Source organism: Glutamicibacter sp. BW77 (assembly GCF_002332285.1).
Classification (GTDB): Bacteria; Actinomycetota; Actinomycetes; order Actinomycetales; family Micrococcaceae; genus Glutamicibacter; species Glutamicibacter bergerei.
The window spans coordinates 16712-40268 of the sequence record NZ_NRGT01000008.1 but is presented as its reverse complement, the minus strand read 5'-3'; the positions used below and the strand labels follow the sequence as shown (position 1 = coordinate 40268).

General features: G+C 59.4%; 22 protein-coding genes and 1 tRNA gene. 19 read left to right on the top strand and 4 right to left on the bottom strand.

The genetic code is table 11. The features are described 5' to 3' along the window. Window positions 1-26 precede the first annotated feature (26 nt). The 4 genes from ribH to hisF all read left to right on the top strand — a co-directional run bounded on the left by ribH (window position 27) and on the right by hisF (window position 2617). Window positions 27-500, top strand: a complete 474-nt coding sequence (gene ribH, locus CIK74_RS00880; protein WP_096253824.1) for a 6,7-dimethyl-8-ribityllumazine synthase — start codon at window positions 27-29, stop codon at window positions 498-500. A 71-nt stretch (window positions 501-571) separates the two neighbouring features. Further along, complete coding sequence (locus CIK74_RS00875) at window positions 572-835, top strand: phosphoribosyl-ATP diphosphatase (protein ID WP_096253851.1); 264 nt, start codon at window positions 572-574, stop codon at window positions 833-835. Between the two features lie 136 nt (window positions 836-971). Then, window positions 972-1820, top strand: a complete 849-nt coding sequence (hisG, locus tag CIK74_RS00870) for an ATP phosphoribosyltransferase (RefSeq protein ID WP_096253823.1) — start codon at window positions 972-974, stop codon at window positions 1818-1820. Between the two features lie 26 nt (window positions 1821-1846). Next, window positions 1847-2617, top strand: a complete 771-nt coding sequence (gene hisF, locus CIK74_RS00865; protein ID WP_096253822.1) for an imidazole glycerol phosphate synthase subunit HisF — start codon at window positions 1847-1849, stop codon at window positions 2615-2617. Window positions 2618-2694: 77 nt separating this feature from the next. On the opposite strand, the gene CIK74_RS00860 is transcribed toward hisF, so the two are convergent. The 3 genes from CIK74_RS00860 to CIK74_RS00850 form a co-directional block, all read right to left on the bottom strand. Continuing rightward, window positions 2695-3570: a hypothetical protein gene (locus tag CIK74_RS00860; protein ID WP_141392823.1), complete on the bottom strand. Its 876-nt coding sequence runs from the start codon at window positions 3568-3570 to the stop codon at window positions 2695-2697. Window positions 3571-3597: 27 nt separating this feature from the next. After that, entirely contained in the window at window positions 3598-4209 is a 612-nt protein-coding gene (locus CIK74_RS00855; protein WP_141392822.1) for a DUF6318 family protein, read from the bottom strand. A 155-nt stretch (window positions 4210-4364) separates the two neighbouring features. Continuing rightward, window positions 4365-5024 (bottom strand): TIGR03085 family metal-binding protein, encoded by a 660-nt coding sequence (locus CIK74_RS00850; protein WP_096253819.1) that lies wholly within the window; start codon window positions 5022-5024, stop codon window positions 4365-4367. 116 nt (window positions 5025-5140) lie between these two features. Here CIK74_RS00850 and hisI point away from each other — a divergent pair, with 116 nt between their 5' ends. From hisI to pyk, 11 genes are all read left to right on the top strand, one after another. Beyond that, window positions 5141-5542, top strand: coding sequence for a phosphoribosyl-AMP cyclohydrolase (gene hisI / locus CIK74_RS00845; protein WP_096253850.1), 402 nt, complete (start codon window positions 5141-5143; stop codon window positions 5540-5542). Between the two features lie 77 nt (window positions 5543-5619). Further along, window positions 5620-7182, top strand: coding sequence for an anthranilate synthase component I (locus CIK74_RS00840; protein WP_096253818.1), 1563 nt, complete (start codon window positions 5620-5622; stop codon window positions 7180-7182). After that, window positions 7179-7766 (top strand): Trp biosynthesis-associated membrane protein, encoded by a 588-nt coding sequence (locus CIK74_RS00835; protein WP_096253817.1) that lies wholly within the window; start codon window positions 7179-7181, stop codon window positions 7764-7766. The genes CIK74_RS00840 and CIK74_RS00835 overlap by 4 nt, the downstream gene beginning before the upstream one ends. A 147-nt stretch (window positions 7767-7913) precedes the next feature. After that, window positions 7914-8162 (top strand): HGxxPAAW family protein, encoded by a 249-nt coding sequence (locus CIK74_RS00830; RefSeq protein WP_096253816.1) that lies wholly within the window; start codon window positions 7914-7916, stop codon window positions 8160-8162. Between the two features lies 1 nt (window position 8163). Further along, entirely contained in the window at window positions 8164-8988 is an 825-nt protein-coding gene (trpC, locus tag CIK74_RS00825; RefSeq protein ID WP_096253849.1) for an indole-3-glycerol phosphate synthase TrpC, read from the top strand. Between the two features lie 85 nt (window positions 8989-9073). Continuing rightward, the gene (trpB, locus tag CIK74_RS00820; protein WP_096253815.1) at window positions 9074-10333 is read left to right on the top strand and encodes a tryptophan synthase subunit beta; all 1260 of its coding nucleotides are present in this window, start codon (window positions 9074-9076) and stop codon (window positions 10331-10333) included. After that, window positions 10334-11116, top strand: coding sequence for a tryptophan synthase subunit alpha (gene trpA / locus CIK74_RS00815; RefSeq protein ID WP_096253814.1), 783 nt, complete (start codon window positions 10334-10336; stop codon window positions 11114-11116). 3 nt (window positions 11117-11119) lie between these two features. After that, window positions 11120-12088: a prolipoprotein diacylglyceryl transferase gene (gene lgt, locus CIK74_RS00810; RefSeq protein ID WP_096253813.1), complete on the top strand. Its 969-nt coding sequence runs from the start codon at window positions 11120-11122 to the stop codon at window positions 12086-12088. Between the two features lie 322 nt (window positions 12089-12410). Further along, complete coding sequence (gltB, locus tag CIK74_RS00805; RefSeq protein WP_096253812.1) at window positions 12411-17024, top strand: glutamate synthase large subunit; 4614 nt, start codon at window positions 12411-12413, stop codon at window positions 17022-17024. After that, window positions 17017-18486, top strand: coding sequence for a glutamate synthase subunit beta (locus CIK74_RS00800; RefSeq protein WP_096253811.1), 1470 nt, complete (start codon window positions 17017-17019; stop codon window positions 18484-18486). Before gltB ends, CIK74_RS00800 begins: the two co-directional genes overlap by 8 nt. An 84-nt stretch (window positions 18487-18570) precedes the next feature. Continuing rightward, window positions 18571-20082: a pyruvate kinase gene (gene pyk, locus CIK74_RS00795; RefSeq protein WP_096253810.1), complete on the top strand. Its 1512-nt coding sequence runs from the start codon at window positions 18571-18573 to the stop codon at window positions 20080-20082. Between the two features lie 185 nt (window positions 20083-20267). On the opposite strand, the gene CIK74_RS00790 is transcribed toward pyk, so the two are convergent. After that, window positions 20268-20349, bottom strand: a tRNA-Leu gene (locus CIK74_RS00790). A gap of 187 nt (window positions 20350-20536) precedes the next feature. Between CIK74_RS00790 and CIK74_RS00785 the strand changes: the two genes are divergently transcribed. From CIK74_RS00785 to CIK74_RS00770, 4 genes are all read left to right on the top strand, one after another. Then, window positions 20537-21154 (top strand): response regulator, encoded by a 618-nt coding sequence (locus tag CIK74_RS00785; protein ID WP_096253809.1) that lies wholly within the window; start codon window positions 20537-20539, stop codon window positions 21152-21154. Window positions 21155-21463: 309 nt separating this feature from the next. Beyond that, a complete protein-coding gene (locus CIK74_RS00780) occupies window positions 21464-22705 on the top strand; it encodes an inorganic phosphate transporter (protein ID WP_096253808.1) in 1242 nt (413 codons plus the stop codon). Then, a complete protein-coding gene (locus CIK74_RS00775) occupies window positions 22702-22938 on the top strand; it encodes a hypothetical protein (RefSeq protein WP_096253807.1) in 237 nt (78 codons plus the stop codon). The genes CIK74_RS00780 and CIK74_RS00775 overlap by 4 nt, the downstream gene beginning before the upstream one ends. Before the next feature lie 68 nt (window positions 22939-23006). After that, entirely contained in the window at window positions 23007-23552 is a 546-nt protein-coding gene (locus CIK74_RS00770; protein WP_096253806.1) for a dihydrofolate reductase family protein, read from the top strand. Window positions 23553-23557: the final 5 nt, after the last annotated feature.

The window sequence follows — 23557 nt, the reverse complement described above, 5'->3', positions numbered from 1 at the left end:
AAACCAAGATTTTCAAGGAGAACCCCATGAGCAAACACGGAGCCCCGAGCAACGTCGCCGATGAACTTACGGCACTTGACCTCTCCGGAGTTAAAGTCGCGATCGTTGCCGCCAGCTGGCATGAGGTCATCATGAACGGTCTGATCGACGGCGCACAGCGTGCCGCTCGCGACGCTGGCATTGTGCCCACGCTGGTCCGTGTACCGGGCACCTTCGAACTACCGGTGGCAGCCAGCCATCTGGCACAGAGCTACGATGCGGTGGTCGCGCTCGGCGTGGTCATCCGCGGCGGAACCCCACACTTCGATTACGTCTGCCTGGCTGCAACCAACGGGCTCACCGACGTTTCGGTAAATACCCGCACCCCGGTGGGCTTCGGCGTGCTCACCTGCGATGACGAAAAGCAGGCGCTAGACCGTGCAGGTTTGGAAGGCTCCAGCGAAGATAAAGGCTACGAGGCCTTCTCCGCTGCTGTGATGACCGTCGCAGCACTACGCTGAAATACGGTTTTGGCGTCACAAAGCGAGCTAGAAGTTCGGGCGTCGGCTGGAAAACCGATAAGCTGGTGCACGTGAAAACTTTTGACGAGCTCTTCAGCGAATTGTCGCTCAAGGCCCAAACCCGCCCGGAAGGCTCTCGTACCATCGCCGAACTCGATTCGGGTGTCCACGGCATCGGCAAGAAAGTTGTCGAGGAAGCCGCCGAAGTATGGATGGCCGCAGAGTACGAAAGTGACGAAGAAACAGCGGAAGAAATCTCCCAGCTGCTCTACCACTTGCAGGTTTTGATGATTGCCAAGGGTCTAACCTTGGCCGACGTTTACAAGCATCTCTAGCCGTCGCGCTGCTGCGACCGGGTTTTTGAACTCGGTCGTAGGCATCGCCCGGCGGCAGTAACAACGGCCAACTAATCCCTTGGCGCTTGTTTTTGGCATCTCGCCGCAGCGCCACACTCATGAAACGAGTAAATAAATGCTACGCGTAGCCCTGCCCAACAAAGGCGCACTGTCCGAAATCGCTTCCACCATGTTCAAGGAAGCCGGTTACCTCCAGCGACGCGACACCCGCGAACTGGTGCTCGTTGACGAGGAGAACCAGGTTGAGTTTTTCTACCTGCGCCCCCGCGACATCGCCGTTTATGTCGGTCGCGGCATCCTAGACATTGGAATCACCGGTCGCGATCTATATCTAGACGCCGATGTAGACGACGATGTGGAAGAGCAGCTCTCGCTGGGAATCGGCAAATCGGCCTTCCGCTTTGCCGCCCCGGTGGGCGCCTTCAATTCCATCGAGGAACTTAACGGCAAGCGTATCGCCACCAGCTACGACATTCTGCTCGATCACTTCCTGAAGAAGAACGGTATTAACGCCAGCGTGGTCCGCCTGGACGGTGCCGTGGAATCCTCGGTGCGCCTTGGCGTAGCCGACGCCATCGCCGATGTTGTCGAAACCGGCAACACCATCAAGGCTGCCGGGATGGAAATCTTCGGCGACGTGCTTCTCCAGTCCGAAGCCGTGCTCATCGGCCGAGTCGGACACAAGCCAGCCGGCCTTGACGTGCTGATTCGCCGTCTGTCTGGTGTGCTTGTTGCACGCCAGTACGTGATGCTGGACTACGACATTCGTCGCACACAGGTCGAAGAGGCTTGCGCGCTGACCCCTGGCTTAGAGTCGCCTACGGTCTCTGACCTAGCGAACTCCGACTGGTGCGCGGTGCGCGCGATGGTCAAAAAATCGCAGACCAACAACATCATGGACGAGCTGTACGACGTCGGCGCCCGCGCGATTCTGGTCAGCCAGATCCACGCTTGCCGCATCTAGCCACGCCAACTCAGGAGAAACAGCTCATGACCGTAGCAATCCGTGTCATTCCCTGCCTAGACGTTGACGCCGGCCGGGTAGTTAAAGGCATCAATTTTGAGGGTCTGCGTGACGCCGGTGACCCGGTGGAACTCGCCCGTCGGTACAACCTGGCCGGAGCCGACGAACTAACATTCCTCGACGTCACCGCATCCAGCTCCGATCGCGAAACAACTTTTGAAGTTGTACGACATACTGCGGAAGAAGTTTTCATTCCGTTGACCGTTGGCGGGGGAGTACGCGCCGCAGAAGATGTAGATCGTCTGCTGCGCAACGGTGCCGATAAGGCCTCGATCAACACCGCCGCAGTGGCTCGCCCTGAGGTCATCAACGAAATTACCGAACGTTTCGGCTCGCAGGTATTGGTTCTGTCGCTCGATGCACGTCGTACCGATGATCCAAACATCGCTTCCGGCTACGAGGTCACCACTCATGGTGGCCGCAAAGGCACCGGTATGTGCGCGGTGGCTTGGGCCAAAGATGCGGCAGAGCGCGGCGTCGGTGAGATTTTGTTGAACTCGATCGATGCCGATGGGACCAAGGACGGGTTCGATCTGGAAATGATTCGTGCCGTGCGTGCCGCGGTGAAGGTTCCACTGATCGCTTCCGGCGGCGCGGGTAAGCCCGAAGACTTCCCGCCTGCGATCGAAGCTGGAGCGGACGCGGTATTGGCTGCCTCGATCTTCCACTTCGGCCCAACCGACATGATCGCCAAGGTCAAGGATAAGATTCGCGAAGCCGGTTATCCGGTCCGCTAATAGGTGCTTCTTAGATGGGTCAGTTCTCCGTGAACTGGCCCATTTTTTATACGTTGATCATTGTTGCTGTTGACCAACTAGTCTCGTGCGATGAGTTCTTTCTTGGTTCTCCAGACATCGATTTCAATTGGGTCGCTAGGCACCGCAGCTTGGCCTGGGATTGACTGCCAGGGGCCGCCATCAACACTAAATTCGCCTCGGAACAATGTCGTGAGACCGACACTGTAAGTGCCGGTTTCCTTGTAGGAATGGCTTGTTGGTGTCTCGTCGCGGAGCGTATGGTTTGGAGCCGGCTCACCGGGGAAATCTAGTTTCCTCGTAGTCCCATCGCCGTACTGCCAATTCCACCCGTCAGGAATTGCTTTCACTCTTACTGGTTCACCATTCATACTTATATTGAATTTTTGGCGCACAGCATCGGCCCAGAAATGTGAGTTTCCATTGCGAAGAGAGAACTTTTCGGGATCACTTTTAACCTTGGAAGCTAGAATCGGTAAACTTCGAAATTTCGAAGGACTGATTAAGACTTGTTCTTGGCGCAACTCAGCGTCGGGAATATTTGGCGGGGTTTCCTCTCCCGGACAGAGCCCGTGGGTGATTATCTGTTCACCTTTTCGCGGCCCTTCTATGAAACGAATGATACGCGTGTATGGAGAAGAGCCGTCTTCGCACAAAATAGCGTCAGGGTTTTGGTGACACCCACGCATATGCTCAATGCCAACAGAGCAGGGGTTGAGATATTGGATTTCGTACAGCGGTTTTGGTGGATTTTTATCTCGCTTACGTTCATCATTATTGTCGTTGTAAAAACGATCCTTCTCAGGGAGAGTCTCGCGACATTCTCTCTTTTTTGTTTCTCCATGGTCCTCTATGAATTCAATTACTTCCTTACAATCACTGAGAGCGAGGTCTTGCTGGAATCCAGTGAAGTACGGTGTGGTAACCATTGCCATTAAGAGCAGGACTTTTAGCATTGGAGATCACTTCGAAAAATCTACTTGAGACATCATCCAAGCTTTATCCCACTGGAGAGTCGCGATCCCCAAAGCTTCCTTTTTCCTTGCAGGGCTGTTAGCAACTTCTAGCGCAGGCGCTGAATAAACTGCTACTTCGTCTGTTCTCGTACCGAACTCGACTAGGGCCTCATCATCAGAGGTTAGCTTTACCCCGTAAACATTGGTTCGGTACTCTCCATCAACTTGCCAGTATTTCTTTTTTGCGTGGCTCTGGATTGGATCGATAAAGTTATCGCCGCATATACGACAAGTCCGGTTCGTAATCGCGATCAAATCGTCGACTGAGTAGGTTTCCAACGAGTAGTTCATCACGTCAAAGTAGTACTTGACGAAAGCGATTGCGCCTTCCTCATTGTGTTCCTTAGCAAGCTTTGGCATTTCAGGCTTTGGAACATTCTTTGCGGGACCTTTAGCCGTCGCAGGCTGATACTTGGGCTTCGTCGGAGATGGCGATGGTGTCGGCGAGGGGGATTGTTCAACCGAGGGTGAAACCGATTCTGGAGGCTGCGGTGGAGAAGCGCCACCGGTGCAGGCAGTAACCGTCAACGCACAGGCCAAAAGGATCGATTGTGCCATTGCATTTTTCCGAGTGTTCATCAGAACTCTCCGAGCATGTCGAGGATAGCGTGTGAGCGTTAGCCTAGACCCATTGCGCGGCTATTGGGAGAGTTAAACCGAAACCTGTGGATAGCGAAAGATAGACCTTCGGCTAGGGAAAGTGCCCATCGGAGTTAAAGCGAAGGGTGATATCCGCGGATAATTTGCAACGCGCTCTCGCCAGCTTCGAAGGTGACTAGGGCTTCCGAGGTGCGACCCGAGGCATACATGGTCAACTCGGTCACCGGACCATTGACCGAAACCGCGTTAGGTGCTTTCTTCGCCACATGACGCTGCCCATCAGGGCGGCAAAGAATGATTCCGACCGGAGCCTTGCGGAAAAAGTAACGCGAGGTTTTGATCAGTGACTGCCACAGCAGCTCGGTGTATTCCTTGTCCAGTACGCGCGGGGCCCATTGGCTGCGCGCGCGTCGAACATCTTCGGTGTGAATGAAAAACTCGTTCAGGTTCAGCGCCTTATCAAGTTTCTCGAATGCGAACGGGGAATAACTTTTGGGCCCAGAACGGAAACGTCGCACCAGGGCAGCGTAGCGTTCGGGGGTTTGCGATTCATCGGCGAGCTCTTGCAGGCGCGCTTCAAGTTTCGAAGCGACGGGCTTGAGCACAACGCCTGCGCTGAGCAATGAATTTTCGCGGAGAACGAGGTGCGCGGCGAGGTGCCGAGTCTGCCAACCGGCGCACAGGGTATCGGCGGTGGGGCCTGCTGCGAGCAGGGTCTCGGCCAACGCTAAACGGGAAGCTTGAACTAGGTGCATCACCTCTGAAACTAGCACGTGCAGCAGGTTCTTGCGCGTTCCCTGCGGCGGGTGTCGCCCAACGGTTAACTTTGGCTTCTAGCGGCGCGTCATGCTCGGGCACATGGGCGGTGAAACCCAGTATGCTAAAGGGGATGTCTACTTCGCATAGTGGCTCGAATTCGAGCTCTGAAACAGAAAAACTTGACCCGCAGATCGCGCAAAAATTAAAGCGCGATGCCAATGGGCTTTTCGCCGCGATCGTGCAGCAGCATGATACCGGGATGGTGCTCATGCTTGGCTGGATGGACGACGAGGCATTGCGCCGCACCCTCTCTAGCGGCCGCGTCACCTTCTACTCGCGCTCGCGGCAGGAATATTGGCGCAAGGGCGATACCTCCGGGCACGCGCAGTATCTGAAGACTGCCGCGCTGGATTGTGATGGCGACGCGCTGCTGCTCACGGTTGATCAGGTGGGAGCCGCTTGCCATACGGGCACACAATCCTGCTTCACCGATCGTGAGCTGCCAGCCACCATCGGCCACCGCCCGAGCTAGTTCTGCGCCGGTAGTACGGTCGCGCCCGGGCCGATTTCGGGCAGCATCACCAGGTTTAAGCGTTGAAAAGAAGTTGAATGAAAACCCTAGGCAAGATTTCCCCGTCCCGCGAAGCCTTTTTGGCCATGGCACCTACCCGCCGCGTCATTCCGGTCACCATTTCGGTGCTGGCGGATTCGCTGACCCCGATCGGTTTATACCGTTCCTTGGCCGGCGGACGCCCGGGCACCTTCTTGATGGAGTCTGCCGCCCCCGGCGGGGTGTGGAGCCGCTACTCCTTCGTGGGGGTGAACTCTCCGGCGACGCTCAGCACCCGCGGCGGCGAAGCGTATTGGCAGGGGCACGTGCCCGAGGGGTTGCCCACCGGCGGGGTGAGTGTCGAGGTTTTGCGCGACACCGTGCGCGCGCTACACACCGAACCGATCCCGGGGATGCCGCCCTTGACCGGCGGCATGGTCGGCTTCATCGGCTGGGAATGCGTCCGGCACTGGGAGCATCTGCCCAATCCGCCGATCGATGACCTGAACATCCCGGAACTGAGCATGAACCTGGTCGCCGATATGGCCGCCCACGATGCGACCGAGGGGACCGTGACGCTGATTGCCAACGCGATCAACTTTGACGGCAGCGCGCAACGTGTGGAGCAGGCCTATGACGGTGCGGTGGCTCGGCTTCAGGTGATGCTCGATCAGCTGGGCAGCCCACTAGAAACGACCGCCACCATCTTGCAGGGTACCGATGTGCCCCGCGAGAAATTGATGGAAGAGGTCACTCATTCCTGGGCGGAAAACGAGTACCTGGACGCGCTCGTCAAATCAAAAGAGGCGATCGTGGATGGGGAAGTCTTCCAGATCGTTGTTTCGCGGCGCTTTGAACTTGAGACGCAGGCCGATGCGTTGGACGTCTACCGGGTGTTGCGGGCGACGAACCCGAGCCCGTACATGTACCTGTTTAACTTTGAAAACGAGGATGGCGAGGCGTTCCAGATCGTCGGTTCATCCCCGGAAGCGCTGGTCACGGTCAACGACTCCCACGTGGTCACGCACCCGATCGCCGGATCCCGGCCACGCGGGGCAAACTACGAGGAAGACCAGCTGTATGAAAAGTCTTTGCTGGCCGATGAGAAGGAACGCGCCGAGCACCTGATGCTGGTGGATCTCTCACGCAATGACCTGTCCCGTGTCTGCCAGGCCGGCACCGTGGAGGTCACCCAGTTCATGGAGGTCGAACGCTTCAGCCACATCATGCACCTGGTCTCCAATGTGGTCGGTAAGGCGCGTGCGGACGTCGACGCCTACGACGTGCTCGCCTCCACCTTCCCAGCCGGCACCCTGTCCGGGGCTCCCAAACCACGCGCCCTGCAGCTGCTCGATCAGTACGAGCCGTACCGCCGGGGGGTGTACGGTGGCGTGGTGGGTTATCTGGACTTCGCCGGCGACATGGATATGGCCATCGCGATCCGTTCCGCATTGCTCAAAGACGGCCGCGCCTATGTGCAGGCCGGAGGCGGCATCGTGAACGATTCGAATTTCGCCGATGAGGCGCTAGAAACCGTGAATAAGGCCGCGGCTCCGCTGCGTGCGGTATATGCCGCCGCGACGATGCGCCAAGCCCAAACCGAAATTGGTGAAAGCAAGTGAACAAACACCTATCTGCCCGCAATACCGCGCTGCTTGGAATGCTCGGTGCGTTGCTGGGCCTCTGGACCGCGACGCGCACCTGGATTACCGTCGACGTGGAATCGGGTACCGTGCAGGTCCCGCAAATTATCGTTGCTGGGTCCACCGCCGCAGCCTCGGTCACCGCCGTCTGTGTGGCGGTGCTGGCCGGAGCGCTGGCGCTGCTGATCGCCGGAAAGATCGCCCGCTATGTCATCGGGGTCATCACCGTGCTGGCCGGTGCCTCGGTGATCACCTCCGGAATCAGCGCCTTGGCTAACCCGCAGGCGGCGGCGGCCAGTGCCGTGGCCGAGGCCACCGGGCTGACCACTAGCGCCGGAGAATATGCGGTGTCCGTGTGGCCCACGATCACCGTGCTGGCCGGGGTGATCATCGTGCTCCAAGGCCTGCTAGTACTGGTGATCAGCGGGCGCTGGAAGAAGAGCTCGAAGTACGACCGGAAGGTCAGTACCGCCGGGCAGCTGCCGGCGGATGCACAATCGCGTGGCATTTCCGATTGGGAGCAGTTGTCCAAGGGGGAGGACCCCACCACTGGCGAACGCTAAGTGATGCCCAACACCTGCTTGAAATGAAGCGCCGTGGAATAGGCCAACTGCGCGGGCAAGTGGCAGAATAGTATTCGAAGACCAAAGCGCTGACCGTCTCACGCGGACGGAGCGCACCCCCAGAAGAGCAAAGGGACACATCTAGTTATGTCGCAAAACACCGAGATTGATCCTGTCTACACCGAAGAAATCGGCCACGGCAACTCGATCGCAGCCTGGGCCTGCGTCGGCATTATGACCATCGGCTTCATCATCGGCGGGATCGCTTTCGCTTTCCACAACGCCACCGTGGTGTACGCGAGCATCGGCGTCGTAGTGCTCGGCTTGATCGTCGGCTGGATCATGAAGAAGGCCGGTTTTGGTGTGGGCGGTTCGCGCAGCGGAGCAGCACACTAAATTGAGCGTACTTGATGACATCATCGCGGGCGTCCGGGAAGACCTGGGCGCCCGTCGCGCCATCCTGAGTCTGGACTCGGTCAAAGCCGCGGCGCAGGACACCCCGGCAGCACTCGATGCCTACGCTGCGCTCGGTGGACACGCCGAGCCAGGCGCACGAGACACCACCTTAAAGGTGATCTCCGAGGTGAAACGCAAGTCCCCTTCCAAGGGCGCGCTCGCGCAGATCCCGGAACCAGCGGTGCTTGCCGCGGCCTACCAGGCCGGCGGTGCGTCGGTCATTTCGGTATTGACCGAAGCCCGGCGTTTTGGCGGTTCGTTGGCCGATCTGGACGCGGTGCGCGCAGCGGTGCAAATTCCGGTGCTGCGCAAGGACTTCACGGTCGATGAGTACCAGATTTACGAGGCCCGCGCCCACGGTGCGGACCTGATATTGCTAATTGTTGCGGCCCTAGATGATGAAACCTTGGCCAGTTTCCTACAATTAACTCACCAGCTAGGCATGAATGCCCTGGTGGAGACGCATACCGAAGAAGAAATCGCCCGGGCCGTGAAGGCCGGAGCGAAAATTATCGGTGTGAACGTGCGCAATTTGAAAACGCTCGACGTGAACGTAGACACCTTCGCACAGCTGGCTCCACTGTTGCCGCTCGACGCGGTGATCATCGCCGAATCCGGTGTGGAATCGGTGGCACAGGTGCAAACCTATGCGGCGGCCGGCGCCGACGGTGTTCTGGTAGGCGAGGCGTTGGTGAAACACGCTGACCCGCAGGCTACTGTTGCCCAGTTCATCGCCGCCGGGACAGCTGCCAAGCCGGCACGCTAACCACGGCGCATCCAGTTTTTGATGCCCCGCCAAGGAACGCTCCTTGGCGGGGCATCGCCCAACATTTTCAAGAAAGAGGGAGTCGATGAACGCATCGGATGACTCATTGAAACATGCAAGTGGACCTTACTTTGGCCAGTATGGGGGACGTTGGATGCCCGAATCCCTCATGGCCGCTATGGACGAGCTGACGCAGACCTTTGAGGATGCGAAAGCCGATCCAGCGTTCATTGAAGAGGTCAAAGAGCTGAACCGGAACTACTCCGGACGCCCCTCACTGCTCACCGAGGCAAAGCGTTTCTCCGCACAGGCCTGCGGCGGGGTGCGGATTTTCTTGAAGCGTGAAGACCTCAACCACACCGGCAGCCACAAGATCAACAACGTGCTCGGCCAAGCACTGCTGGCCAAGCGCATGGGTAAAACCCGGATCATCGCGGAAACCGGTGCCGGCCAGCACGGCGTCGCCTCGGCTACCGCAGCGGCCTTGATGGGGCTCGAATGTGTGGTCTACATGGGCGCCGAAGACACCCGCCGGCAGGCGTTAAACGTCGCGCGCATGCAGCTGCTCGGCGCCACCGTGATCCCGGTGACCGTAGGCTCCCAAACGCTAAAAGACGCGATCAACGAGGCGTTGCGCGACTGGGTCGCGAACGTTGATAACACCCACTACCTATTAGGCACCGCTGCCGGCGGACACCCATTCCCCGCCATGGTGCGTTACTTCCACCAGGTCATCGGCGAAGAAGCCCGCGAACAGGTGCTCGCGCAGACCGGACGCCTACCGGACGCCGTCACCGCCTGCATCGGCGGTGGCTCGAACGCCATTGGCATTTTCCACGGCTTCCTGGACGACAAAGACGTTGAACTCTACGGCTACGAGGCCGGTGGCGACGGTGTGGATACCGACCGCCACGCCGCGACCATCACCCTGGGCAAGCCCGGCGTGCTGCACGGCGCGAGGAGCTACCTGATGCAGGACGACGACGGCCAGACCATCGAATCACACTCGATTTCCGCCGGGCTGGACTACCCCGGCGTTGGCCCGGAGCATGCCTACCTGGCCGACATCGGCCGGGTGCACTACGAACCGGTCACCGATACCGAGGCGATGGACGCGTTTAAGATCCTGTGCCGCACCGAGGGTATTTTGCCGGCGATCGAGTCCGCTCACGCACTGGCCGGAACCATCCGTTTGGCCCAGCGCAAGCTCGCCGAAGGTGCAAAGCCCGAGGAAACGATCATCATCGCGAACCTCTCGGGGCGCGGGGACAAGGATGTCTCCACCGCCGCGCAATGGTTCGGAATGCTCGAAGACGACGCAGCTAACACCCCGGAAGGCAACTAAATGTCGCGTGTGACAAGTGCAGAAAAGATCGCGGCGGCACGTGCCGAAGGACGTCCGGCACTGATCGGCTACCTGCCAGCGGGCTTCCCAGATGTGGAAACCAGCATCGAGGCGGCCGTCGCGCTAGCCGAGAACGGTGTGGACGTCATCGAAATGGGCATCCCCTACTCGGATCCGGTCATGGACGGGGCGGTGATTCAGGAAGCCACGGTACAGGCACTGGCCAACGGTTTCCGCGTCGCACAAATTTTTGACATCGTACGCGGAATTACCGCGCGCACTAACGCCGCCGTGATGGTGATGACCTATTGGAACCCGGTGCTCAGCCTGGGCGTGGACGAATTTGCCAGGCGCTTCGCCCAAGCTGGCGGTGCCGGGCTGATCACCCCGGACCTGGTGCCCGACGAAGCCGATCAATGGTTTGCCGCCAGTGAAAAGTACGGTCTGGAGCGGGTCTTCCTGATCGCCCCAAGTTCCACCGAAGCCCGCGTGAAACGAACCGTCGAGGCATCCAGCGGATTCGTCTACTGCGTTTCGCTGATGGGTGTTACCGGCGCGCGCGCTGAGGTGTCCTCCGCCGCTCAAGCGGTAGTGGACGCGGCACATGGCGCCGGGGCAGAAAACGCCTGCGTCGGTTTGGGCGTCTCGCGCCGCGAACATGTGCAAGAAATCGGCAGCTACGCCGACGGCGTGATCGTCGGCACCGCACTGGTCGCCGCGCTACGCGACGGGGGAGTACCGGCCGTGGGCCGGTTGGCCGCACAGTTGAGCGGGCGGGCCTAAGAAATGTTTCCGGCTTCCATCCCGTCACCGCCGGTCGAGTTTTCAAAGTTTTCGATCGGCCCACTGACCATCCACGCCTATGCGCTGTGCATCTTGGTGGGCATCGTGCTGGCGCTCTGGCTGACCAGCCGGCGAATGCGCGCCCGCGGCGGGGACTCGGATCAGCTCTGGGACATCGTTATTTGGGCGATCCCTTTCGGCATCGTCGGCGGACGGCTTTACCATGTGCTGATTACCGACCCCGGCTACTATTTTGGGCTCGGCGGGCGGCAATCGCACTGGGCCGAGATTCCGCAGTTGTGGCTGGGCGGATTGGGTATTATGGGGGCGATCTCGCTGGGCATCGTCGGCGCCTGGATAGGTTGCCGGCGCACCGGGGTACGGCTCTCGGCGTTTATCGACGCGGTAGCGCCCGGCGTATTGCTGGCCCAAGCCGCCGGCCGCTGGGGCAACTGGTTTAACCAAGAGCTCTTTGGTGCGCCGACCACCCTGCCCTGGGGACTGCAGATCGACCCGGAGCACTACAATTTCCCGGCCGGGCTCCCGGCAGATACGCTCTTCCACCCCACGTTCCTCTACGAATCACTGTGGAATGTACTGGGCGTGGTGGTACTGCTCGCGCTGGACAAAAAGTTCAAACTGCGCCGCGGGGCGATGTTCTGCTGCTACGTGATCTGGTACGGCATCGGCCGCACCTTCACCGAGTCGCTACGTCTGGACCCGGCAGAAATCATCACCATCGGGCCACTGTCCCTGCGCATCCACCAGTGGTTGGCCATCGGCTTGGTAATTTTTGGTTCGTTGGCGCTGAGCTATGTGTTGGCAAAGCTACGCCCCGAGGGCAAAGATTCGCTGTTCGCCGAGGGCCGGGAACCGGCGGCGGTGCAAGCGTCCGCGTCCGCAGAGAAGCATAAATCTCCCGGAGTCGAGAAAAAATCGAGCTCCGACGATGAATCCCAACCGCTAGCCTAAGCACTAGGCCGCAGCGAAAACCGGGGAGCAGACACCGAGACAGGGTGTCGGCTCCCCGGTTTTTTGTGTCCGCTGCAACACGCATTAACATTTTCGAAACAAAACTGCGTGCCAGCAAGAAACATAACGCGCGTACTGTGAAGCTACACGTCCGGACGAGCCGCACCGTCGGTGAGCCCGATCGGACGTCAAAAAGAACCACAGCGCGGTGGATTCCTGCACCCTGCAATGCAGGTATGGCGAGCGGCAGTAATTACCGATCAACGATTTATCGGCCCGGCCCGGCTCGCCTTTCACCGTACACCCCACGAAAGGCACGCTCATGAGCACGACCGGAGTCCAGCTGAACGCCTCCCCAGGTTTAGGCGGGGAAGTTACCTCGCCCTACACCCGATTCTCCGCGATTCCACCGGCTCAGGGTTTATATGATCCGGCCGCGGAAAAGGACGCCTGTGGTTTAGCGATGATCGCTTCGCTGAAAAATGCTGCCTCGCACCAGATCGTCACTCATGCACTGACCGCGTTACGCCGGCTGGAACACCGCGGCGCGATCGGCGCCGATGAAGGCACCGGCGACGGAGCAGGCATTCTGCTGCATCTGCCCGACGGATTTTTTCGTGCGGTCACCGAGTTTGAACTGCCCGCCGCCGGAACCTATGCCGTAGGCATGGGCTTTTTGCCGGCCGAGCCCGGCGAAGCCGAATTTGCCCGCAACGAGCTGGAAGCGCTGGCAGCCGAAGAGCAGCTGCGCGTGCTCGGCTGGCGTGAGGTGCCCGTTGATGCTTCGGTACTCGGCGCCTCCGCGCGCAAGGTGATGCCGAAGATCACCCAATTTTTTGTCACCGGCTCCGCTACCGCGTTGAGCAGTCGTGAGCTAGATTCCGCGGCCTGGCGTATCCGCCGCCGCGCGCACAACAAGATCGGCGTGTACTTCGCCTCATTCTCCGCGCAGACCATCGTCTACAAGGGCATGGTTTCCACCGCGCAACTCGAACCGTTTTACCCAGACCTGTCCGATGCGCGTTTTGCTAGCCGCTGCGCGATCGTGCACTCACGCTTCTCTACCAATACCTTCCCTTCCTGGCCGCTGGCCCAACCCTTTCGGAGCATCGCGCATAACGGCGAGATCAACACCGTGAAGGGCAACCGCAACTGGATGCGCGCCCGGCAGTCCACGCTGTCCTCGTCGCTACTTGGCGAGGTACCCGAGGAACTATTCCCGATCTGCACGCCCGGCGCCTCGGATTCGGCCTCCTTCGACGAGGTCGCCGAGATGCTGATGCTCTCCGGCCGCAACGTCAGCGAAGCGATCATGATGATGATCCCGCAACCATGGGAAAACGATGAGACCATGGACGCGGACCTGCGCGCCTTTTACGAATACCACTCGATGCTCATCGAACCGTGGGATGGCCCGGCCGCGGTGTGCTTTACCGATGGGCAGATGGCCGGCGCCGTGCTGGACCGCAACGGTCTGCGTCCGGCCCGCTGGTGGGTGACCGACGATGACCTGGTGGTGCTTGCCAGCGAGGTCGGCGTCATCGACACCGCAGAGCAGCATATCCTCGCCAAGGGCCGCGTGGCCCCGGGCAAAATGTTCGCCGTGGACCTAGCCGGCGGACGCATAGTCCCCGACGCGGAAATTAAGGCACAGGTGGCGGCCGCGAAACCCTGGCGTGAATGGGTGAGCGCAAACCTGAAGACGCTCGATGATTTTCCGGATCTTGAACATGTGCGCCACTCCTCGGCCTCGGTGCAATTGCGCCAGCTGACCTTCGGCTACACCACCGAGGAACTGCGCATCCTGCTGGCACCGATGGCGAGCACCGGCGCCGAACCACTAGCCGCGATGGGCACCGACACGCCGATCGCCGCGCTAGCCGATCGTCCGCGTCTGCTCTTTGACTACTTCACCCAGTCCTTCGCCCAGGTGACCAACCCGCCACTGGATGCGATCCGTGAAGAACTGGTCACCTCCATGGGCACCAGCATTGGCCCGGACGGCAACCTGCTCTCGCTGGATCGTGTGCCGCAGACCCATATCTCGCTGGACTACCCGGTGCTCTCCAACGACCAGCTGGCCAAGATCGTGAACCTGCGCGATGAGCAGGGGGAGAAGTACTCGCTGAAGGTGCGCGGGCTGTACCGTCCGGCCGGCGGCGAGTCCGAGCTACGGGCCCGGCTGCAAGAAATTTGTGAGAAGGTCTCTGCCGCGGTGAACCGCGGGGTGCGCTACCTGGTGCTCTCGGACCGTGATTCTTCCGCCGCGTGGGCTCCGATCCCGTCGTTGCTGCTGACTTCCGCGGTGCACCACCACCTGCTGAAAAGCTCAAACCGTACCCGTGTGTCACTGATTATTGAATCTGGCGATGCTCGCGAGGTGCATCATATCGCCGCGCTAATCGGTTACGGCGCCTCGGCAATCAACCCGTATCTGGCCCTGGAATCCGTGGAAGAAATGGCCGAGCAGGGCGAATTGTCCGGGGTTGACGGTGCACTAGCCAGCTCGAACCTGCGCAAGGCCCTGGGCAAGGGGGTGCTGAAGATTATGTCCAAAATGGGCATTTCAACGGTCTCCAGTTATTGCGGTGCGCAGACCTTTGAAGCCATCGGGCTGTCCCAGCGCGTGGTCGATCAGTACTTTACCGGTACCACCACGAAGCTTTCGGGCATTGAACTGGAGGTGGTGGCCGCGGAGGCTGCCGCCCGCCACGCGCGGGCCTACCCGGAAAACTCCGGTGGCGCCCAGCCCAACGAGTTGGAAACCGGTGGTGAATACCAGTGGCGCCGTACCGGGCCACCGCATCTTTTTGATCCGCAAACCGTGTTCCGCCTGCAACACGCAACACGCACCCGACGCTACGACGTGTTCAAGCAGTACACCCAGGCGGTAGATGACCAGGCAACGCAGCTTAAAACCTTGCGTGGCCTGCTGGAATTCGACACCTCCGGGATCACCCCGATCGACATCGACCAGGTGGAACCGGTTAGCGAGATCGTGAAACGTTTCGCTACCGGGGCGATGAGCTACGGCTCGATCTCCGCCGAGGCCCATGAGACGCTGGCCATCGCGATGAACCAGCTGGGGGCAAAATCTAATACCGGCGAGGGCGGCGAAGATCCCGAACGCCTGCTCGATCCGGCGCGCCGCAGCGCGGTGAAGCAGATCGCTTCGGGCCGTTTTGGGGTGACCAGTCTCTACCTGACGAACGCCGATGACATTCAGATCAAGATGGCCCAGGGTGCCAAACCCGGCGAGGGTGGCCAGCTGATGAGCCAGAAGCTCTACCCGTGGGTGGCGAAAACGCGTCATTCCACCCCCGGCGTGGGACTGATTTCTCCGCCGCCACACCACGATATCTACTCGATCGAGGACCTGGCCCAGCTGATTCACGATGCGAAGTGCTCCAATCCTTCGGCGCGGGTGCATGTGAAGCTGGTCTCCGAGTCAGGCATTGGCACCGTGGCCGCCGGGGTGGCGAAGGCCAAGGCCGACGTGGTGCTGATCTCCGGTCATGATGGTGGTACCGGTGCTAGCCCGATGAATTCGCTCAAGCATGCAGGAACCCCGTGGGAGCTGGGCCTCGCCGAGGCGCAGCAGACACTGATCCTCAACGGGCTGCGCGACCGGGTGACCGTGCAGGTTGACGGGCAGCTGAAGACCGGGCGCGATGTGCTGATCGGTGCGCTACTGGGCGCCGAAGAGTTCGGTTTCGCCACCGCCCCGTTGGTGGTTTCCGGTTGCATCATGATGCGCGTATGCCATCTGGACACCTGTCCGGTAGGCGTCGCCACACAGAACCCTAAGCTGCGTGAGCGCTTCACCGGCAAGGCCGAATTTGTGGTGAACTTCTTCGAGTTCATCGCCCAGGAGGTACGCGAGTTATTGGCCTCATTGGGTGCGCGCACGCTGCAAGAAGTGATCGGCCGAGTTGAACTATTGACCGGTTCCGCCACGCAGCTAGCCGCGCACGAAAAGATTCAGGGATTGGCGCTGGATGCGATCACTCATGTGCCGGGCGTGGAACTGGCAGCGCGCAGCCGCCGGATCGGCCAAGATCATGGGTTGGAAGCGCACCTGGACCAGAAGTTGCTAGCTGCCGCGCAACCGGCGTTGCGCGATCGGCTGCCGGTGGTGCTGAATGCACAGATCGTGAACACCGACCGTTCGGTGGGTACGCTGCTTGGCCATCACGTGACCAAAACCTTCGGAATCCAGGAGTTGGACGCAGACACCATCACGGTGAACCTGACCGGTCGCGCCGGTCAGTCGTTGGGCGCGTTCCTGCCCGCCGGGATCACCGTGCACCTGGCCGGAGACGCCAACGACTACGTGGGCAAGGGCTTGTCAGGGGGCCGAATCGCTATTCATCCGCCGCACACCACCTTGTCTCAACCGGAAGAGCAGGTGATCGCCGGAAATGTTGTCGGCTACGGGGCAACGAGCGGCGAATTGTTCATCAACGGCATGGTGGGCGAACGCTTTGCGGTGCGTAACTCGGGAGCGGTAATCGTTACCGAAGGCATCGGCGAACACGGTTGTGAGTACATGACCGGCGGTCAGGTCCTGATTTTGGGGCAGACCGGGCGCAACTTCGGCGCCGGGTTCTCCGGTGGTACCGCCTGGGTGCTGGACTTTGACCCGGCCAAACTTAACCCGCTGGCGGCCGAACAAGGCGATGTGCTCATCGGCGCCATCAGCGATGCGGAAGCTGACATCATTTTTGCGCTGCTCACCGAGCATATTGCGCTGACCGCCTCACCGTTGGCGCAACGTTTGGTGCTCGATTGGGAGCACACCCGCACCCGGCTAAGCAGCATTATCCCGCGCGATTTTGCCGCGGTTCAACAAGTTCGTGCCCAAGCCGAAGCGTCGGGGGAGAACCCCGATTCGCCGCAGGTGTGGAGCAAAATTCTGGAGGTGACCCGTGGCTGATCCACGAGGATTCTTGAAGGTGACCGAGCGTGTCACCCAACCTAAACGCCCGGTGCCGATCCGCCTGATGGACTACAAAGAAGTTCTGCAACGGCAAACGGCGGGCACGCTCACCGAGCAAGCTGGCCGTTGCATGGACTGCGGCGTTGCCTTCTGCCACAACGGCTGCCCGCTGGGAAACCTGATCCCGGAGTTTAACGACTTGACCTACCGGGGCCGGAAGGACGACGCTGCCGCTAGGCTGCTGAGCACCAACAATTTTCCAGAGTTCACCGGAAAACTGTGTCCGGCGCCCTGTGAAGCGTCCTGCGTGCTGGGCATCAACCAGCCTGCGGTGACGATCAAGCAGGTAGAGGCCGAGCTGGCCGAACATCTGATGGAGCAAGGCGATTTTGTGCCTTACCCACCGGCACGTCATACCGAGCACCGCGTGGCGATCGTCGGTTCGGGTCCGGCCGGACTGGCGGCCGCGCAGCAGCTGACCCGCGCCGGTCACACCGTGGCCGTGTACGAGCGTGACGAGGCGATCGGCGGACTACTGCGCTTTGGCATTCCTGACTTCAAACTAGAAAAGCAGGTGATCGACCTGCGCCTGGCGCAAATGGAAGCCGAAGGGACGATTTTTCGCACCGGCATCGAGATTGGCAAGGACATCAGCTGGGAGCAACTACGCCGCGATTATGATGCGGTGATCGTTGCCACCGGGTCCACCGTTGCGCGTGAGCTGCCCATAACCGGGCGTGAGCTGGGCGGGGTGCATCATGCGATGGAGTACCTCACCGAGAGCAATCGTGTGGTTTCCGGTTCGCAGCAGAGCACCAGCATCGACGCCAAAGGCAAGCATGTGATCGTGCTTGGCGGAGGTGACACCGGTTCGGATTGCATCGGTACCGCGCTGCGCCAGGGGGCCGCCTCGGTGACCACACTGGCGATCGGTGTGAAGCCGCCGACCGAACGTGGCGAAAATCAGCCGTGGCCGATGATGCCGTTGCTCTTTGAGGTGCAATCTTCGCATGAGGAAGGTGGGCAGCGTAATTATCTTGCCTCAACGGTGAACTTCGTTTCCGGCGAGGGAACCGAGAAAAATAAGGTGATCGGTGTTACAGTTGCAGAGACAGAGATCGTTGCTGGCAAGCGCCTGCCGAAGCCTGGAACCGAACGCGTACTCAAAGCGGATCTGGTACTGCTGGCTCTTGGCTTTACCGGTCCGGAACCTTCCGGACTCACCGAGGCGCTGAGCATCGATTTTGACAACCGGGGCAACGTCGCCCGAGATGGCTACTACATGACAAATACCGAAGCGGTATTTGTCGCCGGAGATGCTGGTCGGGGGCAGTCGCTGATCGTTTGGGCTATCGCCGAGGGTCGCGCATGCGCCGCCTCGGTCGATAAATTCCTGACGGGAACGACTAACCTTCCTGCACCTGTTGCTCCAAATGATAGAGCCATCAGCATCATTTGAATGGCATAAGCTTTGATGCGACGAATCCACCACGGGTTCGTCGCATTTTGCCTATGTAAACATGAAAGGCATTTGGCTGACGGTATGAGACGCGCAAAAATTGTGGCAACATGGGGCCCGGCCCTAGCAAGCTATGAAAACACAGTAGCGGTACTCCAAGCGGGCGTTGACGTAGCCCGACTAAATATGAGCCATGGGGATTACTCCATGCATGCTCAATCCTTGGCGAATGTGCGTAATGCAGCCGCCGAGGTGGGACGTGCGGTCGGCATCTTCGCCGACCTGCAGGGCCCTAAAATTCGTTTGGGACGCTTCAAAGACGACGCCAAGTTCATCTTGGAGGTCGGCGAGAAGTTCACCATCACCATTGAAGACATCCAGGGTACACGCAACCTGTGCTCCACCACGTTTAAGGGCTTGCCAACCGACGTGAAGCCCGGAGACTTCCTGTTGATCAATGACGGCAAGGTCAAGCTCAAAGCACTTGAGGTGACCGACACCGAGGTTCGCTCCGAGGTTGTAGTCGGCGGCGAAGTATCGAACAATAAGGGTATTAACCTACCTGGCGTTGCGGTTAATGTGCCGGCGCTGAGCGAAAAAGACGAAGACGATCTGCGTTGGGCGATTCGCGCCGGCGTGGACATGGTTGCTTTGTCCTTCGTGCGAAACGCGAGCGACATCGAACGCGTGCACGAAATCATGGACGAGGAAGGCCGCCGCCTGCCGGTGATCGCAAAGATCGAAAAGCCGCAGGCAGTCGCCGCCCTAGAAGAAATCATCCACGCCTTCGACGCGATTATGGTCGCCCGTGGCGATTTGGGTGTGGAGCTGCCACTGGAAGAGGTTCCACTGGTGCAGAAGCGTGCGGTGGAGCTTGCTCGCCGCTGGGCTAAGCCGGTCATCGTCGCCACCCAGGTGCTCGAATCGATGATCGAATCGCCAACCCCAACCCGTGCGGAAGCTTCGGACTGCGCCAACGCGGTGCTTGATGGCGCCGACGCGGTCATGCTTTCGGGGGAGACCTCCGTTGGTGCTTACCCGGTGGAAACCGTGGAGACGATGTCACGCATCATTTCCTCCACCGAACAGCACGGACTGGACCGCATCCCACGTCTTGGCTCGCAGCCAAAGACCCGAGGCGGCGCGATCACCCGCGCCGCGGTGGAGATCGCCGATCAGCTCGACGCGAAATACATCGTCGCTTTCACCCAGTCCGGTGATTCTGCCCGTCGCCTATCACGTTTGCGCCCGAAGAAGCCTGTGCTGGCTTTCACCCCGCTGCAGCAGACCTACAACATCATGACGCTGATGTGGGGCGTGCAGGCCCGTTTGGTCGCTTACGCGGATCACACCGATAAGATGACCGCGCAGGTTGACGAGCAGCTGCTCAGCGAAGGGTTGGCGCAGATCAATGATCTGGTCTGCATCGCTGCCGGTTCCCCTCCGGGACAGGCCGGTTCGACCAACTCGCTACGCGTGCACAAGGTCGGTGACCTGGCCGATGCCGGACAGCTGGTTGACGGTAAGCCGATGCCAGTACGTGAACATGTTGGGCCGTGGGCACCATCAAATGTTTCAACACCTAAGGACCTGTAAACAACCGTTTCGGGTAGTTAGCTAAAAACCTGCCCGCACGCCTTCAAATTTGAGGCGTGCGGGCAGGTTTTTCCGTTACCGCACAGTATTGGGTGTTTTTGCGAAATGCATCACATTTATGCTCAGAGGTTAACAAAAAATGCCGTCGAGCAAAGTTTTCACTTTGCCCGACGGCATCTGCCTTGTGCCCAAGGTGGGACTCGAACCCACACATCTTTCGATACTGCATTTTGAGTGCAGCGCGTCTACCGATTCCGCCACTTGGGCGAGCACATTGACGAGTTTACTAGAGGTTTCGTAGATTTCCTAATCGAGAACCTCGCGTCATCGCCTCGATAATCGTACATGCAAGTAGGCTTAGAAAGGAAACCGGAGCAACGCGGCTCGCGGAGAAATAATTCTTTACTTCTGTCAGCACCCCGGCAGAAACGCAGACCACGAAGGAAGGCGCCCTATGAGCGAGCTACCAGAAATCACCAAAATCCCCTCCAAGGCGCCCACCAGTGCGCGCCGGGTGCTCGTGGCCGAGGACGAGACGCTGATTCGCTTGGACATCGTCGAAATCCTCCGCTCCGAAGGCTACGACGTGGTCGCCGAGGTCGACAATGGGCAAAGCGCGCTAGAGAAGGCACGCGAATTGAAGCCAGACCTGGTTTTGATGGACGTGAAGATGCCGGTGATGGACGGTATCACCGCCGCAGAGGCGATCGTTAAGGAACGCATCGCCCCGGTGGTTCTGCTCACCGCGTTTAGCCAGAAGGAACTGGTTGAGCGCGCTCGCGAGGCCGGTGCCATGGCCTACGTGGTTAAGCCCTTCACTCCGGCGGATCTGACGCCGGCCATTGAAATTGCGATCTCCCGCAACGATGAGCTGCGTGCCTTGGAATCCGAGGTGAGTAACCTTGCCGAACAGTTCGAAACCCGTAAATTGGTCGATCGAGCCAAATCGTTGCTGATTACCAAGATGGGGCTGACCGAACCAGAGGCGTTCCGTTGGATCCAGAAAACCTCCATGGATCGCCGGTTGAGCATGCGTCAGGTCGCAGACACCGTGATCGACCAGGTTAAGTAACCGAAGCAAAGTACCCCAACGCCGGGAAATCCGGCCATGTGCGCCAAGCCACCTATGGTTTGGCGCACATTTTTTGGTTAAAAAATAAAATAATCCGGCCAGTTTGCGCGAGTTTGATCAAAACCCACTAACTGTTCACCCAGATTTATACGTCGAGCAGTTGACAGTTCAGATTGACGTATCTGCTCAGGGGCATAAGATTGAAATTGCGCTTTGAGCCCAATCTGGCACGACACTATTTGCACCGGATTTTGTCACTCTAAGCCCAAGTTCTTTTTCCTTGCCGTTCGACCCTCAGGCTGGTATTCAATGGATTTGACGCTAATCGTCGTCCTTGTCATCGCCTTGGCGTTGTTTTTCGACTTCACCAATGGTTTCCATGACACGGCCAATGCGATGGCCACTCCAATCGCAACCGGAGCAATCACTCCAAAAAAGGCTGTAGCTCTTGCCGCAATTTTGAACCTTGTTGGCGCGTTCCTCTCCACCGAGGTAGCAAAGACAATTTCAGGCGGCATCATTAACGAAGACCCCACTACGGGCGTGCAAATCATGCCCGAAATGATTTTTGCGGGTCTGATGGGTGCCGTGGTCTGGAACGTATTCACCTGGTTGCTTGGACTTCCTTCGAGCTCTTCGCACGCATTGTTTGGTGGCTTGGTGGGAGCGGCGATCGTCGGTGCCGGGTTTGGTGCAATCGATTATGGCGTGCTGCTGTCCAAGGTGCTGCTGCCAGCACTGTGCGCTCCGCTGATTGCTGGTATTTCCGCCTACCTGTGCACGAAGCTGGCGTATTCAATTACCAAACGTCAGAACGGTGTCTCGCCTAAGCGCGGAGGCTTCCGTTACGGACAGATCTTCTCCTCGTCGCTCGTGGCACTTGCCCACGGCACCAACGATGCGCAGAAGACCATGGGCGTTATCACGCTGACCCTCGTGGCCTCCGGCCTGCAGACCGCAGGCACCGGCCCGCACCTGTGGGTTGTAGCAACCTGTGCGATCGCGATCGCACTTGGCACCTACACCGGTGGCTGGCGCATCATCCGCACCATGGGTTCGGGACTGACCGATGTTAAGCCAGCACAGGGCTTTGCCGCTGAGGTTTCCACCGCATCGGCGATCCTCACCTCCTCACACCTGGGCTTTGCACTGTCAACCACGCAGGTCGCCTCCGGTTCCGTGATCGGTTCCGGACTGGGACGAAAGGGCGCCGAAGTGCGCTGGGGTACCGCCGGTCGCATCGCTTTGGGCTGGTTGTTCACCCTTCCAGCGGCGGCCATCATCGGCGGCCTAGCAGCCTGGCTCACGCACACTGGTGCGGTGGGCGTGGGCATCGTCGCCGTAGTCGGTGTCGGAATGCTCTTGCTCTTCTGGTACCTGTCACGCAAAAACCATGTAGGACATGAAGACACCCTGTCAGACATCGATAATTCGGGTGCCGCGGTGAACATTCTGTCGAAGAAGGAGCGTCGTGCTCGTGCTAAGGCTGACGCGAAGGCTGCCCGCAAGGCCGCCCAGGAAGCCATGGACAAGGAGCCAGATAACTCATGATCGATTGGTCAGCTTTTCTTATCGTCGCGCTGGTTAGCTGGGTTGCGGCCCTTTGCATCGTGACTGCCTATTCCTTTGGCGTTCGGCTACTTGCCGTGGCTCGCGACGAAGACAGTAATACGTCGGTTAATAAGTTCGGCGCGTACCTGTGCTTCGGCGTGTGCGGCGTGATCGTACTCTTTGGCGTGGTGCTTATCGTTCCACAATTGAGCCGGGCAATTCTGGGTGCGTAGCAGCGCCTCACCGGTAGTGCGTAACAACTAAATATTGCCTTCGATGGAGGCACCCCTAGACTGGAGCTATGACTAGCTTCAAGTACTACGTGGGTGCCTCCATCGACGGTTTTGTGGCCGATGAGGCGGGCGATACGCACTGGCTCCGCCCATTTCGCGAACTCGCTGGCTTCCACGGCGACCTGCAAGAATTTTTTGACGGCATCGGCGCGGTGGTGATCGGCGGGAAAACCTACGAAACCATCGTCCGAGATGTCAGCGAAGGGCACCTGCAGTGGCCTTTTGGCACCAAGCCGGTGTGGATTTTCACGCATCACGAACTGCCTACGCTGCCCGATACCGACCTCACATTTATCCGCGGTGAGATTAGTTTCTGGAGCCGGGATATCGCCAAAAGTGCCGGGGCGGGAGATGTCTGGCTGGTCGGTGGAGCGGATCTGGCCGGTGGTTTCATTCAGGCCGGGATACTTGATGAACTGACGGTCATCACCGTGCCAGTGTTCCTGGGTAGCGGAGTGAACATCTTTGGGCGCAACGCTAAGGCGCAACTGTCGGAACTGAAAATTCGCGAGCTCGGAGACGACATCTTCGCCTCCAGCTACGCGATTTCCTAAGTACC

Excerpts from the sequence above, each read along its gene's own strand:
- CIK74_RS00840 (WP_096253818.1), top strand. The coding sequence starts at position 5,620 with ATGAAAACCCTAGGCAAGATTTCCCCGTCCCGCGAAGCCTTTTTGGCC.
- pyk (WP_096253810.1), top strand. The coding sequence starts at position 18,571 with ATGAGACGCGCAAAAATTGTGGCAACATGGGGCCCGGCCCTAGCAAGC.
- hisF (WP_096253822.1), top strand. The coding sequence starts at position 1,847 with ATGACCGTAGCAATCCGTGTCATTCCCTGCCTAGACGTTGACGCCGGC.
- trpB (WP_096253815.1), top strand. The coding sequence starts at position 9,074 with ATGAACGCATCGGATGACTCATTGAAACATGCAAGTGGACCTTACTTT.
- CIK74_RS00785 (WP_096253809.1), top strand. The coding sequence starts at position 20,537 with ATGAGCGAGCTACCAGAAATCACCAAAATCCCCTCCAAGGCGCCCACC.
- gltB (WP_096253812.1), top strand. The coding sequence starts at position 12,411 with ATGAGCACGACCGGAGTCCAGCTGAACGCCTCCCCAGGTTTAGGCGGG.
- trpA (WP_096253814.1), top strand. The coding sequence starts at position 10,334 with ATGTCGCGTGTGACAAGTGCAGAAAAGATCGCGGCGGCACGTGCCGAA.
- CIK74_RS00855 (WP_141392822.1), bottom strand. The coding sequence starts at position 4,209 with ATGGCACAATCGATCCTTTTGGCCTGTGCGTTGACGGTTACTGCCTGC.
- CIK74_RS00830 (WP_096253816.1), top strand. The coding sequence starts at position 7,914 with ATGTCGCAAAACACCGAGATTGATCCTGTCTACACCGAAGAAATCGGC.
- CIK74_RS00780 (WP_096253808.1), top strand. The coding sequence starts at position 21,464 with ATGGATTTGACGCTAATCGTCGTCCTTGTCATCGCCTTGGCGTTGTTT.
- lgt (WP_096253813.1), top strand. The coding sequence starts at position 11,120 with ATGTTTCCGGCTTCCATCCCGTCACCGCCGGTCGAGTTTTCAAAGTTT.
- CIK74_RS00775 (WP_096253807.1), top strand. The coding sequence starts at position 22,702 with ATGATCGATTGGTCAGCTTTTCTTATCGTCGCGCTGGTTAGCTGGGTT.
- CIK74_RS00770 (WP_096253806.1), top strand. The coding sequence starts at position 23,007 with ATGACTAGCTTCAAGTACTACGTGGGTGCCTCCATCGACGGTTTTGTG.
- hisI (WP_096253850.1), top strand. The coding sequence starts at position 5,141 with ATGTCTACTTCGCATAGTGGCTCGAATTCGAGCTCTGAAACAGAAAAA.
- hisG (WP_096253823.1), top strand. The coding sequence starts at position 972 with ATGCTACGCGTAGCCCTGCCCAACAAAGGCGCACTGTCCGAAATCGCT.
- CIK74_RS00860 (WP_141392823.1), bottom strand. The coding sequence starts at position 3,570 with ATGGCAATGGTTACCACACCGTACTTCACTGGATTCCAGCAAGACCTC.
- ribH (WP_096253824.1), top strand. The coding sequence starts at position 27 with ATGAGCAAACACGGAGCCCCGAGCAACGTCGCCGATGAACTTACGGCA.